We start from the raw sequence: 15,203 nt of genomic DNA on the forward strand, positions 1-15,203 counted from the left end.
CGCTTCTGGTCAACCGCGCCTAAAATAGCCGGTTATGCGTATGACTGTTATTGGTACCGGCTACCTAGGTGCGACGCACGCCGCCTGCATGGCGGAACTCGGCCACGAGGTGCTCGGCGTTGATGTGGATGAACACAAGATTGAAGCTCTCAAGAACGGCCGCGTGCCGTTCTACGAGCCCGGCCTCCCGGAGGTGCTCGAGCGCAACATCGAGTCCGGCCGCCTGGGTTTTTCCACCAGCTATGACGACGCCGCGGAATTCGCCAACCTGCACTTCCTCGGCGTAGGAACCCCGCAGGCACACGGCTCCTATGCGGCGGACCTCACCTACGTGAAGTCCGTCATTTCGGAACTCGTGCCGCGTCTCAAAGGCGAGCACATCATCTTCGGTAAGTCCACCGTCCCGGTGGGCACCGCAGCGGAGCTGCAGCAGATGGCCAATGAGCTTGCCCCGGAGGGCACCAGCGTGGAGATTGCGTGGAACCCGGAGTTCCTGCGCGAGGGCTACGCCGTCAAGGACACCATCACCCCGGACCGCATCGTCCTCGGCGTCGGCGAATTCGCCGAGAGTCGTGCCGAAGAGGTTGCCCGCGAGGTCTATGCCAAGCCGCTGGCGCAGAACACCCCGTTCATCGTGACCGACCTGCAGACCGCCGAGCTGGTCAAGGTCTCCGCCAACGCCTTTTTGGCCACCAAGATTTCCTTCATCAACGCGGTCTCTGAAATTTGCGAGATTGCCGGTGCGGACGTGGTCAAGCTTGCCGACGCCATCGGCTACGACGAACGCATCGGCCGCAAATTCCTCGGTGCGGGCTTGGGCTTCGGCGGCGGCTGCCTGCCCAAGGATATCCGCGCCTTCATGGCGCGCGCCGGCGAGCTGGGTGCGGACCAGGCTCTGACCTTCCTCCGTGAGGTCGACGCCATCAACATGCGCCGCCGCGACCGCGTCGTGGACCTGGCCAAGCAGGCTTTCGACGGATCCCTTCTCGGCCACCGCGTCACCGTTCTGGGCTGCGCCTTCAAGCCCAACTCCGATGACGTCCGCGATTCGCCGGCACTCTCCGTGGCCGGTTCGCTCTCCCTGGCCGGTGCCGCCGTCACGGTCTATGACCCGGAGGGCATGGAGAACGCCAAGAAGGTGTTCCCGACGTTGAACTACGCAGCGTCGGCAAGCGCGGCACTCAAGGACACCGAGCTGGTCATCCTCGCCACCGAGTGGCAGGAATTCCGCGACCTCGACCCGGTAGAGGCCGGTGGGCTCGTAGCCCGCCGCCACATCATCGACGGCCGCAACGTACTCAGCGTCGATGCTTGGCGTGCCGCGGGCTGGACCGTCGAGGCGCTTGGTCGCGTCCTTCCGGAACAGTAAACGCCGCAATCACGGTGGTCAGCGGCACCGCGAGTGTCAAGGCCATCGCGCCCAGCAGGGAGCGCAGAACCTCCGTGGCGACGAGGTCGCTGGAGAGGATCTGCAGGGCTGGGCGCTGCGCCGCCGTGATGAGCATCAGCAGGGGCAGGGCCGCGCCGGTATAGGTCAGCACGATGGTGTACACCATGGAGGCGATATGGTCGCGGCCCACTTTCATCGCTGAGGTAAAGAGCGTGCCGGGCCCCACCGTCGGATCAGCGGCGTGCAGCTCGCGCACGGTGGAGGCCTGCGCCACCGCGATATCGTTGAGGCTGCCGAGCGCACCGATGATAAACCCGCACAGCAGCACGCCCACGACGGAAACCCCCGGCATGTAGAGCAGCAACTTGAGGTTATCCTCCGAGCTGGAACCCGTCAGTGCCGTGCTGCTTATCGACGCCCACCCCAACGCCCCCGACAACGCCAGCGCCACCAATGCTCCTCCCAGGGCGGAGGCGGATTTCCAGTTCACGCCGTGCACGAGAGGAACGGCGAGGAAAAGGATGGCCGCGCAGGTAACAAGCGCCAGCGGTAGTGCCGAATGGCCCTCGATAAGGGAGGGGATGAGATAAAAGAAGACGATTGCCAAGCTGATTACAAGGCCCAATAGTGCGCGCAGTCCGTGCCAGGCGGCGAAGCCGACGATAACAAGGGCCGCGATAATAGCCCATAACGCAAGGTTTCCACTGCGCTGAAAATCAGCGAAGGCATAGGTGCCATCCGCGGAATAGGAAAGCACTATCTCATCGCCCTGGTTTAGGGTCGGGTCACTGGCCAAGCCGTGGAAGATGAGTTGGGTTTTGCGCCCCGTGTCCTCGCCGGAGGTCAGATCTATCAGTGCGCGGGTGCAGCCGGTGTCCTCGCTCGCGGCGGGAATCAGCGGGGCTTCGTCGAAAGCCCGGCCGGCATGGGGATCGCTGCAAAGATGATGATCGATGCGGTCGACGGTTCCGGTCACCTGTGGCTGATTGAGCGCATAGGTAGCGAAGAAATCGGCGCTGGTGTGCTCGGATGGCGGGGTGGTGGGGCGTAGTAGAAACAAACCCGCAAGCGTTATCAGGGCGGAGAGGCTAAGAAAACTGATGAGCCCAGTACGCCACGGATTCAGGTTAGTCATGCCTATCATTGTGAATGAGTTTCATTAAAAAGAAAACTAATGATGACGCGATCAACAAGTTATCCACAGGCTGGCGGCGGCGCCGTTGTGCGGTGCGGGTGGGGCGTTTAGCGTTGCTGGCATGAACCTTGTGGAAGCGCATCTTCGCAGCCAGGCGGCGGGCATCGAGCTCGTCGCCGGCGTTGCGGGGCTCAGCTTTGAGCAGCTGCGGGCATGGGGTCCGGAGTCTGCGGCACGCTCTCTGCTGGCGCTTTTCGACGTCTACTTTGCCTCCACCTCCTTCACCCGCAAACAGGCGCGTGCGGTTGCGGCCGCCCGTGCCAATGGGCACGACCTTCCCACGTTGCTTCTCATTGAACGCTTCGCGGGAAGGCTGAAGAAACAGCGCCAGGCGTGGGATCTGCGCATTGAGCTGTGCGGAATCACTGGCGATGAGAAGGCCGTGGCCCGCTATGCGCGCAAGCGCATTCGCGAGCTCAGCCCGCCGCCCACGCCGAAGCCGGGCGTGACAATTCGCCGTGGCAAGGAGCTATCCAAGCTCACGCTCACGGCCCCGGCGGCGCTCATCGAGGATTTGCGGCCCAATATCGATGAGGACGATCCTGTGGGTTCCTTCACGGCCGCGTTTCGCGAGGGCCGCCTCGCCCGCCCCGTGGCCCAGACCCTCGCCGTCATGGAGCTTCCCGAGTACGCCACAATCCTGGGTCGCCTCGGTGATCCGTCCACCCCGCGCCCCGACTCCGCCGCACCCGCTGCTGACGGCACGCCTCCTCTCCCGCCCGCCACCACAGCGCCGCCCACCCCGCGCCTTAATTCCACTGCCGCATCACCGTCTAATGTTTCTGACGAGTCTGCCAGCGATGAGGCCTCCGGCTACGCAGCCACAGCAACCAGCGACCGTGTGGCGCCGGATCTCGGGGACATCGTGATTCAGCTATCCAACGGCGCCAAGATCACGGGCAAAGAGCTCATCGAGCGCGAGCTCGCCGAAGAAGGCCTCGTCATGATTGTTGACCGCGTCAAAGGCCCCGTGGAACTCCACCGCACCCAGCGCGTCGCCTCGGAGAAGCAGCGCATCATGGCCTGCGGCGAGCAACCCACCTGCGCCTGGGATCGCTGCCTGTGCGGCGCCGATTATTCCCAGATACACCATATCACAGAATGGAGACACGGCGGCGAAACGAACCCCGAGAACCTCAGTCCGCTGTGCAAGTACCACAACGCCATCAATGGCCTCCCGGGCCGTGGCCGCATTGTGCGCGAAAACGGCAAGATTAAATGGGTACCGGCTGGGCCCCGCGATCCGCGGGAACCGGCCCACCCGCATCGCGCGCCGCGCGCCCAGCGCATCCGGGAGCATCGTGACGGCACCGCAAGCCAAAGCTGTACTGAGCCAAGCGCCCGCACACCCGCCGCGCCGCCGGCATCCACACCTTCCGAGCCGGGAAGCCCCGCTCCGCCCGACCGCTAGTGCTCGAGGCAAGGGGCCTCGCACGCTTTTGCGCTGAGCGCGCCCCTTTACGCCTGCCCGATCGTGGGAAGCCTGGCCGTCAGTAGCGTGCAGGGCTACTGGCGGTAGCTCACCAGGAAGTTGCCGAGCCGCTCGATCGCGTTCTCCAGCTGCGAAGCCCACGGCAGCGTGACCACGCGGAAGTGATCCGGCGTGGGCCAGTTAAAGCCGGTGCCCTGCACCATGAGGATTTTTTCGGCGCGCAGGATGTCGAGCATGAGCTTCGCGTCATCGTGAATCTCATACACGTCCGGATCCAGACGCGGGAAACAGTACAGCGCGCCCATCGGCTTCGTCACCGACACACCCGGAATCTCATTGAGCTTCTCGTAGGCAATATTGCGCTGCTTGAGCAAGCGACCACCCTCACCGGTGAGCTCATAAATCGACTGCCGCCCACCAAGTGCGACCTGAATCGCGTGCTGCGCCGGTACATTCGGGCACAGGCGCGTGCCCGCCAGCAAATCCAGGCCCTCAATGAAACCGCGGGCATGGGACTTCGGGCCCGTCAGCACCATCCAGCCCGCGCGGTAGCCGGCCACGCGGTAGGCCTTCGACAGGCCATTAAACGTGATCGTCAGCAAGTCCGGCGCCAGGGAGGCAATCGAAATGTGCTTCGCGCCGTCATAAAGAATGCGGTCATAAATCTCATCCGCCAGAATCAGCAGATTGTATTCGCGTGCTACCTCAACGATTTTCTGCAGCGTTTCACGCGAGTACACAGCACCCGTCGGGTTATTCGGATTAATGACCACAATTGCCTTGGTCTTCTCCGTTACTTTTGCGCGAATATCCTCAATGGACGGATTCCAATCATCCTCCTCATCGCACAAATAGTGCACGGGCGTGCCACCCGCCAGCGACGTCGCCGCCGTCCACAGGGGGTAGTCAGGGGCGGGGATGAGAACCTCATCGCCGTCGTCAAGCAGCGCTTGCGTGACCATCGAAATCAGTTCGGAGACGCCGTTTCCCAGGTACACGTCATTGACGTCGAAGCTGGGGAAATCCTCCAGCTCATAGCGCGTCACAATCGCGCGACGCGCCGGGATAATTCCCTTCGATGTGGAGTAGCCCTGGGAGGTCGGCAGCGCCGCAATCATGTCGCGCATGATGACGTCCGGCGCATCGAAACCAAACACTGCCGGGTTGCCGGTGTTGAGCTTCAAAATGCTGTGCCCGTCGAGCTCCATGCGCTCGGCCTCCGTGGAAACCTCGCCGCGAATATCGTAGGCAACGCCTTGTAGTTTGGTGGATTGATCAAAAATCCGGTTGTGTGTCATGCCGGATATGTTACTTCTGGTTCCACTGCTCCAGCTTGCGTTTGGCCAGATTCATCGCATCGCCGGTGATTTCGCTTGCTTGACGACGCCTCTCCGCCCACTGCGCCTGCTCCAACGCCCGCATCTGCGCGCGTTCCTCCGCGTCCGCGGCCTTGAGCTCGCGCATGCGCTGGCGCTCGATCTGGCGCGGCGACGGTCGGTGCCAGGATTCCGGGCCCACCTTGGCCACGTACAGCATGATCCACAGCGCAGGGATGAGGAAGAGCAAACCTGTTCCGATCAGCGCGGCGGTGACGCCGGACAGGGCACCGAAAGATGCAATCGAGCCAAACAACAACCCCAGCGTGCCCACCATGGCCGTGGCCAGTCGAGGCTTCTTCGTGGACTGGTAGGCGCGCTCCATCTCACCTTGGGAGTAAATCTTGAGCTCCGTGTTGGCCTTGGTGGGAATATCCATGAAGACGGCCGCCAGCTCGCGGCGAGTCGTCGCCTCCATTATCGCGTCGGTGCGCTCCTCAAACTCGTCCATCGATAGACGGCCTTCACCCAATGCCTGGGCGAGGTCGTTGACGGCGTTGGTCCGTTCGGCGTCGGAAAGCCGCATGCTGAAAGGATTAGTCACAATAGCCATCCTAACAGCCTATTTAGCTTGCTCCTTTTCGCGCACGAGGCCGGAGAGGAACGGGAAGATTGCGACGGTGAGGGCACCGCCGGCGATGAAGATCGAGGCCATTTCTGTATCGACGATGCCCGAACCCACCGCAAGCGTCATCACCGCCACGATGATGGGCAGGCCGGTTGCCGCATAGAGCGCCACTTGGAGGCGCTCGCGGGTGGTTTCGACGTCGGAGCCCGTGTGGTGGATATTTTCGCGCAGGAACACTGGCAGGCCGCGGGTCACCAGGATAAGAAGCGGGATGCCGAGGACCTTGAGGGGCTCGTCCACGATGACCTTCCAGTCGATCGCCATGCCGGAAACCACGAAGAAGACCGGGATGAGCATGGAATAAAACACCACGTCGAGGCGGTTCTCTAAGCCCTTATGGAACTCGTCGGGCACGATGCGGTTCAGGATGATGCCCGCTGCGAAGGCCCCCAGCACGATATCGAGCTCAAAGACGGCGGTGACCGCCATGAGGATGGCCAGAATCAAAATGATGAGGCGCATGATGGTCTGGTTCGTTGAACCCGCCCCAGAGATGAAGGCGTCCTTGAACCACGGCATGAGCGTCGTAATAGCAAAGGGCATGATGGCCACGGCGACCGCGATTGCGATGAAGGCCAGAAGAATCAACATCGTGGTCCACGTGGAGCGCGTTCCCAAAAGGAGCGCCATCGCGGTAATCGGCGCAACCTCACCGATGGCGCCGTGGATGACCACGGAATCGCCCACCCGCGTGCCAAGCAGCTTGTCCTGCTTGAGCATCGGCGTGATGGTGCCCAGTGCCGTCGACGTCAAAGCAATTGCCATGACGATGGCACCCGGGATGTCATCCATGAGGAAGTACGCGCCGACGCCACACACCACCATGCAGATGAGCCACGTGGACAGCCCCGTCGCGGCTTCCTTCGACTTCAGGCTGGCGAGGTCAATTTCAAAACCCGCAAGCAGGAACAGCGCGCCAACGCCAAGCTCCTTGAGCATTCCGATGCCGGGGTCTTCATGGGCCAGGCCCAACATCGATGGGCCGATGAGCATGCCGAAGAAAATGAGCAGCGCCACGGCCGGCATCTTCTTGCCTAGGGCATGGGATACCAACGGTGCCAACAGCGCCACCGCCATAATCCATGCGAAGGACACCAGCGAGTTGGTGTAGTTGGTCTCGCCCGAGGCGAGGACGTAGGTTACGTCAGTTTGCATGGGGTAGAGCGTACCTGTGGGGTATCAGGCACGCCTACCCCGTGCGTTGGTGGTGTGGCCGACGTCGCACTAGTCGCCCTTGCTTGCCGACGCCCCCGGAGTCTTCGGCGCCCCTGGCGCGTCTGGCACAGATGGTGCTTTCGGTGCGGCTGGTGCGCTTGGCGCTGCTGGAGCAGCCGGCGCACTGGGCGCAGCCGGCGCTGCGGGTGCCTGAGGTGCGCTGGGCGCGGCTGGAGCCTTTGGTGCCGCGGGTGCGCTGGGTGCCGCCGGTGGTGTCGGTGCGGACGGCGCGGCGGGAGCGCTTGGCGCAGTTGGGGGCGTCGGTGCCGAAGGAGTAGCCGGGGCACTAGGCGCTGCGGGTGCTTGCGGGGCGCTTGGTGCGGACGGCGCGGCGGGTGCGCTGGGGGCAGTTGGAGGTTTCGGTGCCGAAGGAGCAGCCGGGGCACTAGGCGCTGCGGGTGCTTGCGGGGCGCTTGGTGCGGACGGCGCAGCGGGAGCGCTGGGGGCAGCCGGAGCCGCCGGTGCAATCGGAGCGCCAGGGGAGGAAGGAACTGCTGGAGCAGTAGGCACGGTTGGCACGGACGGAGCTTGCGGCGCAGAGGGAGCGCTTGGTGCGGACGGCGCAGCGGTGGGGGCCTGCGGAGAGCTTGTCGGGGCAGATTGCGCCGCGGGTCCTTTCGGGGAAGGCGCGTCGGAATCTTCCACGGGCAGGCGGCGAGGCGTGTCGAGGAAGGCCTTTTCGCGCGGAGCGGGGAGGTTGCCGGAGGCGGCAATGGCGTCGCGCAGCATGAGTGCCACATCGCTGACCTGAGTCTGCGGCGCGATGGACTTCACGCCACCGGTGAGCATGACATTGCAGAACGGGCAGCCCGTCGCAATCTGCTCCGCACCGGTCGCCACGGCCTGCTCCGAGCGGAATTCATTAACTCGCTTGCCCTGGTTTTCTTCCATGAACATGCGCGCGCCACCGGCACCGCAACAGAAAGCCTCGTCGCGATTGTGGTCCATCTCCGCCAGCGACGCACCGGTCGCCTCCACGAGCTCACGTGGCGGGTCGAAGACCTTGTTGTGGCGGCCCAGGAAGCATGGGTCGTGGTAGGTCACCGGCTTGCGGTTCTCCGGGGAGCGCGGCACCGGGACCAGCAGCTTCTCCCGCACCAAACGGTTGAGCAGCTGCGTGTGGTGCAGCACGTCGAAGTGGCCGTCGAAGTCGGGGTACTCGTTGCGAATCGTGTTGAAGCAGTGCGGGCACGTCGTGATGATTTTGCGCTGGCCTTTGGGGACGCCGGCAAAGGCGTCGTTAAGCGTGGCGACGTTTTGCTCCGCCATCACCTGGAACAGGAACTCATTTCCGGCACGGCGCGCCGGGTCACCGGTGCAGGTCTCGCCCGTGGCCAGCACACCGAACTTCACGCCGGCGGTGTGCAGCATGTCCACCACGGCGCGCGTCGTGGCGCGGCCCTTGTCGTCGTAAGTACCCGCGCAACCGACCCAGAACAGGTACTCCAGGTCCGAAAAGTCTTCCGCGTCCTCACCGATGATCGGCACCTCGATGCCGTCGGCACGTGCCTCATCGATCCACGCGCGTCGCTCCGAGGCGTTGCGGCCCCACGGATTGCCCTTCGTCTCCATGTTCTTGAACAGCCCGGTCAGCTCCGACGGGAAGTCGGACTCCGCCAGCACCTTGAAGCGACGCAGGTCCGCCACGTGGTCGATGTGCTCGATATCCACCGGGCACTGGTCCACACACGCACCGCAGTTGGTGCAGGCCCACAGGACGTCATCATCAATCGTGCCCGCCATCGCCAGCACGTTGAGCCCCTCGTGCGGGTTGTAGTTATCCAGCGCGCCCTGGCGCAGGTCCATCATGAGCTTCTTCGGGCTCAGCGGCTTCTCGGTGTTCCATGCGGGGCAGAGGTCCTGGCAGCGGCCGCATTCGGTGCAGGAGGAGGCGTCGAGAAGCATCTTCCAGCTCCCCGGCTCAAGGTCCTCCAGGTCCGGCGTGGGCACAGCCCCCAGCGCCTTCTCACCGTCCGCGTTGCGCTGGAAGAAGATGTTAAAGAAGGCCATGAAACGGTGCCACATCACGCCCCATTGGAAATAGCGGGCGATGCACGCGATGAACACCAAGCCTGTCAGCAGCTTCACCAGGGCAAAGAATTGCACCATGCTTGGCGACGCCTGCATAACCCCCGCCACACGCATGGTCAAGAAATCAGCCCACGGCGAGCCTCCGCCATAGGTGGCGATGGCGGAGGCCTTGACGGCGAGCATGCCTAGGCCCTCGAGGAGCACGATGGCCTCCACCAGGTGCGCCGGGAAGACCTGCGAATTATAGAAACGGCTGCCGCGCTCGGTGTGGCCGAGCTTCAGGCGCACACCGATGAGGAAGCAGATTCCGAGCACGGTGCCGATGGCGAGGACCTCTTCGATGAAGTGGTACACCGGCCAGTCGCCCAGCCACGGCCAGCCTTTATCGGGCGCGAAGGTTTGGATATAGGCCTCGAACCACACGATGGCGCCGAAGAGGAAACCCACCATGACCAGCCAGTGCGCGGCGTTGACTAGCGGCCGGCCCTTGAAGTGGGTGTGGCCGAAGACTTCGATGAGCACGCGGCCGAGGCGCGCCAGGGGGCGGTCGGTACGGTTTAGCTGCGTGGGGCCGCCGGAGCGGATGAACCGAAACAGCGCCGTGAGGCGGTAGAAAAAGTACAGCCACACCGGGACCGATGCGGCGATGGCAACCCAGCCGAACATGCGCGCTCCTTTAATTGCTGCTGTGTGTGCCTCTTACCTTAAATCCTCGGCCCCAAAATCAGTGAGTCAGCATTCAGCTAGTGTTTTCGGAGGCCGAGAAATAAGCTGACGTGTATGGGAAGAATCAGTGCGCCGAAGGCGGCGGTGGGGCTTATCGCAGGTTTTGCGGCTTTCGGCGTGACGGGGTTTGCGGTGGCGCAAGGCGGTCTGACGGCGAACCTGGCGCTATCGGGAACGTTCTTCAACGTCAACATGCGGCACTTGGAGGGCGAGGCTTTCTCGCTCTTCGTGGATAGTGACAAGAAGGGTGAGGAGGACGTGCCGACGGCCCGGTTGAAGATGGAGCACGCGGTGGCCTCGGATCTTTGCCTTTACGTCACGACGGACCTGCCGGCGGTGGGGGAGGCCACGCTGGCGCTGAAGGCGAAGGGCGATAACAGCGTGGAGGCCACCGACTTGTTGGTTGGTGCGTCGGACATCGAGGGCTCGTTGGTCATGGAGGATGCGAACGTGGGCATCGATGCGCGCCAGCTGTCTACCACCGCGGATCCCGGAACGTGGGGCCTGTATGCAAAGAAGGTTTCGCTGACTGCCGACGACGTCCGCGCCACCTCCATCGGCGCCAAGACGCTGTCAGCACAGAACGTGGGTGTATCCGTGGAACGGGGCCGCGGAAATGGCTGCTGATCGGTTTAAGGCGTGGCGCGGTGGGCGGCCGTTCATCCCGGGCTTGCTGCTCATACTTTCGGGAATCGTCATCGCCACGCCCGCGTATTTCACCGTGCACATCTCGGACCTGCTGGTCATGATTTCCACGGTGTCGGGCGTGTCCACGCTGCTTATCGGGGCGCTGTTGGTCATGTTCGGCTTAGGAGCGTGGTTTCGCCCGGCCACCTCGACGTATCTGGGAGTGCTCGGCATCATCGTGGCCGTGATTGCGCTGCCTACCTCTAACTTGGGAGGCTTCCTTATCGGCACGCTGCTCGGCATCATTGGCGGCGCGCTCACCCTGGCGTGGGAGCCCACCGATGTTTAAGCACCGTCCTTCGCGCTCACGGAGCGTGTTGTTCGTGGCCGCCATGGTCGCTGCGGCGAGCGCGACGGGCGTGAGCGCGCAGGTCGCCCCGGCGCAGCCCTACTTTTCCACCGTGAAGGCGGACGAGGTCACGCTAACGGGAAACGTGAAAGCCACGCTGGGCACGATGCCCACCCGCGACGGCGAGGTGCGCGTTATCGAGCTCACCGGCGATCGCCTTGCCGTGCGCAACCTGGCCATCACCTTGCCCGGAAATGCCGGCGATGGCCTGCTCACCACCGGTGGTTCAGTAACCACCGTGGAGCCCGCGCGCATCGTGGCGACCTCGCTGACCGTCACGCCCACCGTCGAGGGTGCGCGCACCGTGCCCGTCACGGCGGATCTCACCGGCGGCGATATCAATGCCGTTCTCGATCAGCTCGGAATTCCCCCTGCTCCGGACGCCGAGCTTCCCGACGCCCTCATGGAGCACCTTTCCTTAAGCGACGTCACCCTCGAGTTGGCGAACCTCACGGGTGACACGTTCTCGGCCCCGAGGATGTCCGTGACCGTCGACTAGTCCTCGCGGAACTGGGACTGGTGGAGGCGCCAGTAGGCGCCGTGGGCGTCGAGAAGCTCGGCGTGGGTGCCCTGCTCCACGATGCGTCCTTCTTCCATGACGACGATGAGGTCGGCGTCACGAATCGTGGACAGGCGGTGCGCGATGATGAAGGAGGTGCGATCCGCGCGCAGCGCGTTCATGGCGTCCTGAACAAGCACCTCGGTGCGGGTATCCACGGAGGAGGTCGCCTCATCGAGGATGAGGAGCGCCGGCTGCGCCAGGAAGGCGCGCGCGATGGTGATGAGCTGGCGCTCGCCGGAGGAAATCGCGCCATTGTCCTGATCGATGACGGTGTCATAGCCCTCAGGCAGCGCGTGGACGAAGCGGTCCACGTAGGTGGCCTTGGCGGCGGCGATGACTTCCTCATCGGTGGCGTCGAGGCGGCCGTAGCGGATGTTGTCCATGATGGTGCCCTCGAAGACCACGGCGTCCTGCAGCACCATGCCCACCTGGGAGCGCAGCTCGTGGCGCGACATCTGCGCGGTGTCCACGCCATCGAGGCGGATGGTGCCGGAATCGATGTCGTAGAAGCGCATGATGAGGTTGACCAGCGTGGTCTTGCCGGCGCCCGTGGGGCCCACGATGGCCGCGGTCTGGCCCGGCTCCACGCGCAGGCTGAGGTCCTGGATGAGCGGCTTGTCGGGGGCATAAGAGAAGTCGACGTCCGTGAACTCCACGAGCCCCTTGGCACGCCCACCTAGCTGGGAGGTGGGCTCCTCAGCGGGCTCTTCCTCGGCGTCGAGGAACTCGAAGACACGCTCGGCCGAGGCTACGCCCGACTGCACCTGCTGCATCATGCCGCCCAGCTGGCCCAGGGGCTGGTTGAACTCGCGGGAGTACTGGATGAAGGCCTGCGCGCCACCCAACGTCAGCGAGCCGGAAGCCACCTTGAGCGCGCCCAGCACCGCGATGACCACGTAGGACAGATAAGAGATGAACTGCATGATCGGCATCATCATTCCGGCCAGGAACTGCGCCAGCGACGCGGAGCGGAACAGCTCCTCGTTGCGTTTATCAAAATCCTCCGTCATAGAATCGATGCGCCCGAAAACCGTGGCCAGGTCATGGCCGGAGAAGGCTTCCTCGACCTGCCCGTTGAGGTCACCGGTGGCCTTCCACTGCGCCTTGAACTGCTTTTGCGCGCGCGAGCCGACGACCCCGATGACCACCGCGGTTAGCGGCAGCGCCAGCAGCGCAACGAGGGCCAGCTGCCAGGACACAGTGAACATCATGACCGTGATTCCGATGACCATGAGCAGGTTATAAAACAGCTGCGAAATGGCCTGCTGCAGCGCCGTTTGGACGTTGTCGGCATCGTTGGTGGTGCGCGAAAGAAGGTCGCCGCGCGACTGCGTATCGAAGTAGTTCAGCGGCAGCCGGTTGATCTTCGCCTCGATGCGCTCGCGCAGATCGAAGACCACCTTCATCACCAGCGTGTTGAGCAGGTAGCCCTGCCACCACTGGAAGAGCGAGGACACCACGTACATCGCAATCACGATGCCGATGATCGTGCCCAGCTTGGAAAAATCAATGCCGAAGCCGGGGTTCAAGTCCATGGCGGAGGCCATGTCCGCGAACTTGTCCTGCCCGCCCGCGCGCAGAGCGGCGATGGCCTGCTCCTTGGTCATGCCGGCGGGCAGGTGGCGGGAAATGACACCGGAGAAGATGACGTCGGTGGCCTTGCCCATAACCTTGGGCGCGGCCACGGCGAGGAACACGCACACGAGGTTCATCGCGGCAATCGCGACAAGCTGCGCCTTGAATGGCGCGAGCAGACCAAAGAGACGCTTGGCGGAGGGCCAAAAATTCTTGGCCTTGCGCGGCGCGTTTTCGCCGGTCTTCTGCTCGATCTCGGCTTCTAACGTCGCGTTGTCTTGCTCAGTCATTTATGCCACCTCCTGGGATTCCACAATTTCGCGGTACGTCGTCGAGCTTTCCAGCAGCTCCTCGTGCGTGCCGCGGGCCACGACGCGCCCGGCGTCCATGACCAGAATCTGATCCGCATCCACGATCGAGCTCACGCGCTGCGCCACGATGATGGTCGTCGCCTTCGCGGTGTATTCCCGCATGGCGTCGCGTACCGCGGCATCCGTGAGCACGTCGAGCGCGGAGAAGGAATCATCAAAGAGGTACACCAGCGGCCGCGCCACCAGCATGCGTGCGATGGACAGGCGCTGGCGCTGGCCGCCGGAAACGTTGGTGCCGCCCTGGGAGATGTGCATGTCGAGGTCCTCGACGAAGTTTGCCTGGGCCACGCGCAGCGCTTCCCACAGCTCCTCGTCGGTGGCGTCCGGGGCGCCGAGGCGCAGGTTGGAGGCCACGGAACCGCTAAACAGGTACGGCTTCTGAGGCACGAGGCCCACGCGCTTGACGACGTCCCCTCGTGCCATATCGGCGATATTGGTGCCGTCGAGAAGCACGCGCCCCTTCGTCGGGAGGTAGAGGCGCGGGATCAGGGAGAGTGCGGTGGTTTTGCCGGAACCGGTCGCGCCGATGAGAGCGGTGGTGGTGCCGGGGGTGGCGGTGAAGGAGACGTTGTGAAGCACGGGCGCTTCGGCGCCGGCGTACTGGAACGTGACGTTGTCGAACTCGACCACGCCCTCGGAGCGCTCCGGGGTGAGCGGGGTAGCGGGCTCGACGATGGAGGGATCGTGCTCGAGGACGTCGGTGATGCGGCGCGCGCAAATGACGGCGCGGGGCAGCATCATGGCCATGAAGGTGCCCATCATGACGGCCGCGAGGATCTGTAGCAGGTATTGCAGGAAGGCGGTCAGGGAGCCGACTTCCACGAGGCCATCGTCGACGCGGTGGCCGCCGAACCACAGAACTGCGCCCGTGGCTACGTTCAGGATGACGGTGATGATGGGGAACATGAGGACGAACAGCTGGCCCACCTTGAGCGAGAGGTTGGTGATGTCGCGGTTGGCGGTGCGGAAACGCTCGGCTTCGTGCTCTTCGCGGGTAAAGGCGCGGACGACGCGAATACCGGCGATTTGCTCGCGCAGCGTGCCGTTCATGACGTCGAGCTTTTCCTGCCACGAGCGGAAGAGCGGCATGAGGCGCACGATGATGACGGAGATGGCGGCCAGCAGCACGATGACGGACACCGCGACGAGCCAGGACATTCCGGCGTCTTCGCGGATGGCCATGATGATGCCGCCGATGGACATAATGGGGGCGGCAACCATGAAGTTGAGCATCATCATGTAGACCATCTGGACCTGCTGGACATCGTTGGTGCCGCGGGTAATGAGGGTGGCGGTGCCGAAATTGCTCATGTCTTCGGCGGAGTAGCGGGTGACGCGGCGGAAGACTTCGGAGCGCAGGTCACGGCCGAGGCCCATCGCGGTGCGGGAGCCGAACCAGATAGCGGCGATGGCGGCGCTGACCTGGATGAAGGCCACGATGAGCATGATGCCGCCGGTGTGCCAGATGTAGTCGATGTCTACTTGGGCAACGCCCTTGTCGATGATCTTCGCGTTGAGCGAAGGAAGGTAAAGCGTTGCTGCGGTGGACAGTGCTTGGAGAAGCAGCACCGCGATGACGTAGCCGGTATACGGCTTCGAGCGGGATATGAGGATACGTAGGAGTTCCATAGACCAACGTTTCATGTGAGCGGCCTGGAAAGGCCAA

Annotated in this window: 12 protein-coding genes; 5 read left to right on the forward strand and 7 right to left on the reverse strand. The window is 63.7% G+C overall.

Translation table 11 applies throughout. The features are described from left to right. Positions 1 to 34: 34 nt before the first annotated feature. The gene (locus tag QP999_RS03235; RefSeq protein ID WP_284847665.1) at positions 35 to 1,369 is read left to right on the forward strand and encodes a UDP-glucose dehydrogenase family protein; all 1,335 of its coding nucleotides are present in this window, start codon (positions 35 to 37) and stop codon (positions 1,367 to 1,369) included. On the opposite strand, the gene QP999_RS03240 is transcribed toward QP999_RS03235, so the two are convergent. After that, a complete protein-coding gene (locus QP999_RS03240; RefSeq protein WP_284847666.1) occupies positions 1,299 to 2,525 on the reverse strand; it encodes a YibE/F family protein in 1,227 nt (408 codons plus the stop codon). The two genes, QP999_RS03235 and QP999_RS03240, sit on opposite strands and share 71 nt — an antisense overlap. A 121-nt stretch (positions 2,526 to 2,646) precedes the next feature. On the opposite strand from QP999_RS03240, the gene QP999_RS03245 reads away from it, so the two are divergent. After that, on the forward strand, positions 2,647 to 3,996 hold the full coding sequence (locus tag QP999_RS03245; RefSeq protein WP_284847667.1) for an HNH endonuclease signature motif containing protein: 1,350 nt from the start codon (positions 2,647 to 2,649) through the stop codon (positions 3,994 to 3,996). A gap of 95 nt (positions 3,997 to 4,091) precedes the next feature. Here the strand turns inward: QP999_RS03245 and QP999_RS03250 are convergent, their stop codons facing one another. The 4 genes from QP999_RS03250 to QP999_RS03265 form a co-directional block, all read right to left on the reverse strand. Further along, complete coding sequence (locus tag QP999_RS03250) at positions 4,092 to 5,315, reverse strand: pyridoxal phosphate-dependent aminotransferase (protein WP_284847668.1); 1,224 nt, start codon at positions 5,313 to 5,315, stop codon at positions 4,092 to 4,094. Positions 5,316 to 5,325: 10 nt separating this feature from the next. Further along, positions 5,326 to 5,946 (reverse strand): DUF1707 SHOCT-like domain-containing protein, encoded by a 621-nt coding sequence (locus QP999_RS03255; RefSeq protein WP_502870649.1) that lies wholly within the window; start codon positions 5,944 to 5,946, stop codon positions 5,326 to 5,328. 9 nt (positions 5,947 to 5,955) lie between these two features. After that, positions 5,956 to 7,176 (reverse strand): cation:proton antiporter, encoded by a 1,221-nt coding sequence (locus QP999_RS03260; RefSeq protein WP_070523707.1) that lies wholly within the window; start codon positions 7,174 to 7,176, stop codon positions 5,956 to 5,958. A 69-nt stretch (positions 7,177 to 7,245) separates the two neighbouring features. Continuing rightward, on the reverse strand, positions 7,246 to 9,933 hold the full coding sequence (locus QP999_RS03265; protein WP_284847670.1) for a (Fe-S)-binding protein: 2,688 nt from the start codon (positions 9,931 to 9,933) through the stop codon (positions 7,246 to 7,248). A gap of 114 nt (positions 9,934 to 10,047) precedes the next feature. Between QP999_RS03265 and QP999_RS03270 the strand changes: the two genes are divergently transcribed. From QP999_RS03270 to QP999_RS03280, 3 genes are read left to right on the forward strand one after another with little or no spacing between them, the layout of a single operon-like run. Continuing rightward, a complete protein-coding gene (locus QP999_RS03270; RefSeq protein WP_070523701.1) occupies positions 10,048 to 10,620 on the forward strand; it encodes a DUF6230 family protein in 573 nt (190 codons plus the stop codon). Further along, positions 10,610 to 10,969: a DUF6114 domain-containing protein gene (locus QP999_RS03275; RefSeq protein WP_070531987.1), complete on the forward strand. Its 360-nt coding sequence runs from the start codon at positions 10,610 to 10,612 to the stop codon at positions 10,967 to 10,969. The genes QP999_RS03270 and QP999_RS03275 overlap by 11 nt, the downstream gene beginning before the upstream one ends. Next, positions 10,962 to 11,528 (forward strand): hypothetical protein, encoded by a 567-nt coding sequence (locus QP999_RS03280; protein ID WP_284847671.1) that lies wholly within the window; start codon positions 10,962 to 10,964, stop codon positions 11,526 to 11,528. The genes QP999_RS03275 and QP999_RS03280 overlap by 8 nt, the downstream gene beginning before the upstream one ends. Here the strand turns inward: QP999_RS03280 and QP999_RS03285 are convergent. Next, a complete protein-coding gene (locus tag QP999_RS03285; protein WP_284847672.1) occupies positions 11,525 to 13,456 on the reverse strand; it encodes an ABC transporter ATP-binding protein in 1,932 nt (643 codons plus the stop codon). The genes QP999_RS03280 and QP999_RS03285 overlap by 4 nt on opposite strands. Next, on the reverse strand, positions 13,457 to 15,166 hold the full coding sequence (locus QP999_RS03290) for an ABC transporter ATP-binding protein (protein WP_284847735.1): 1,710 nt from the start codon (positions 15,164 to 15,166) through the stop codon (positions 13,457 to 13,459). It abuts the gene before it with no gap. Positions 15,167 to 15,203 lie beyond the last annotated feature (37 nt).

It is taken from the genome of Corynebacterium sp. MSK004 (assembly GCF_030232515.1).
Classification (GTDB): domain Bacteria; phylum Actinomycetota; class Actinomycetes; order Mycobacteriales; family Mycobacteriaceae; genus Corynebacterium; species Corynebacterium hesseae.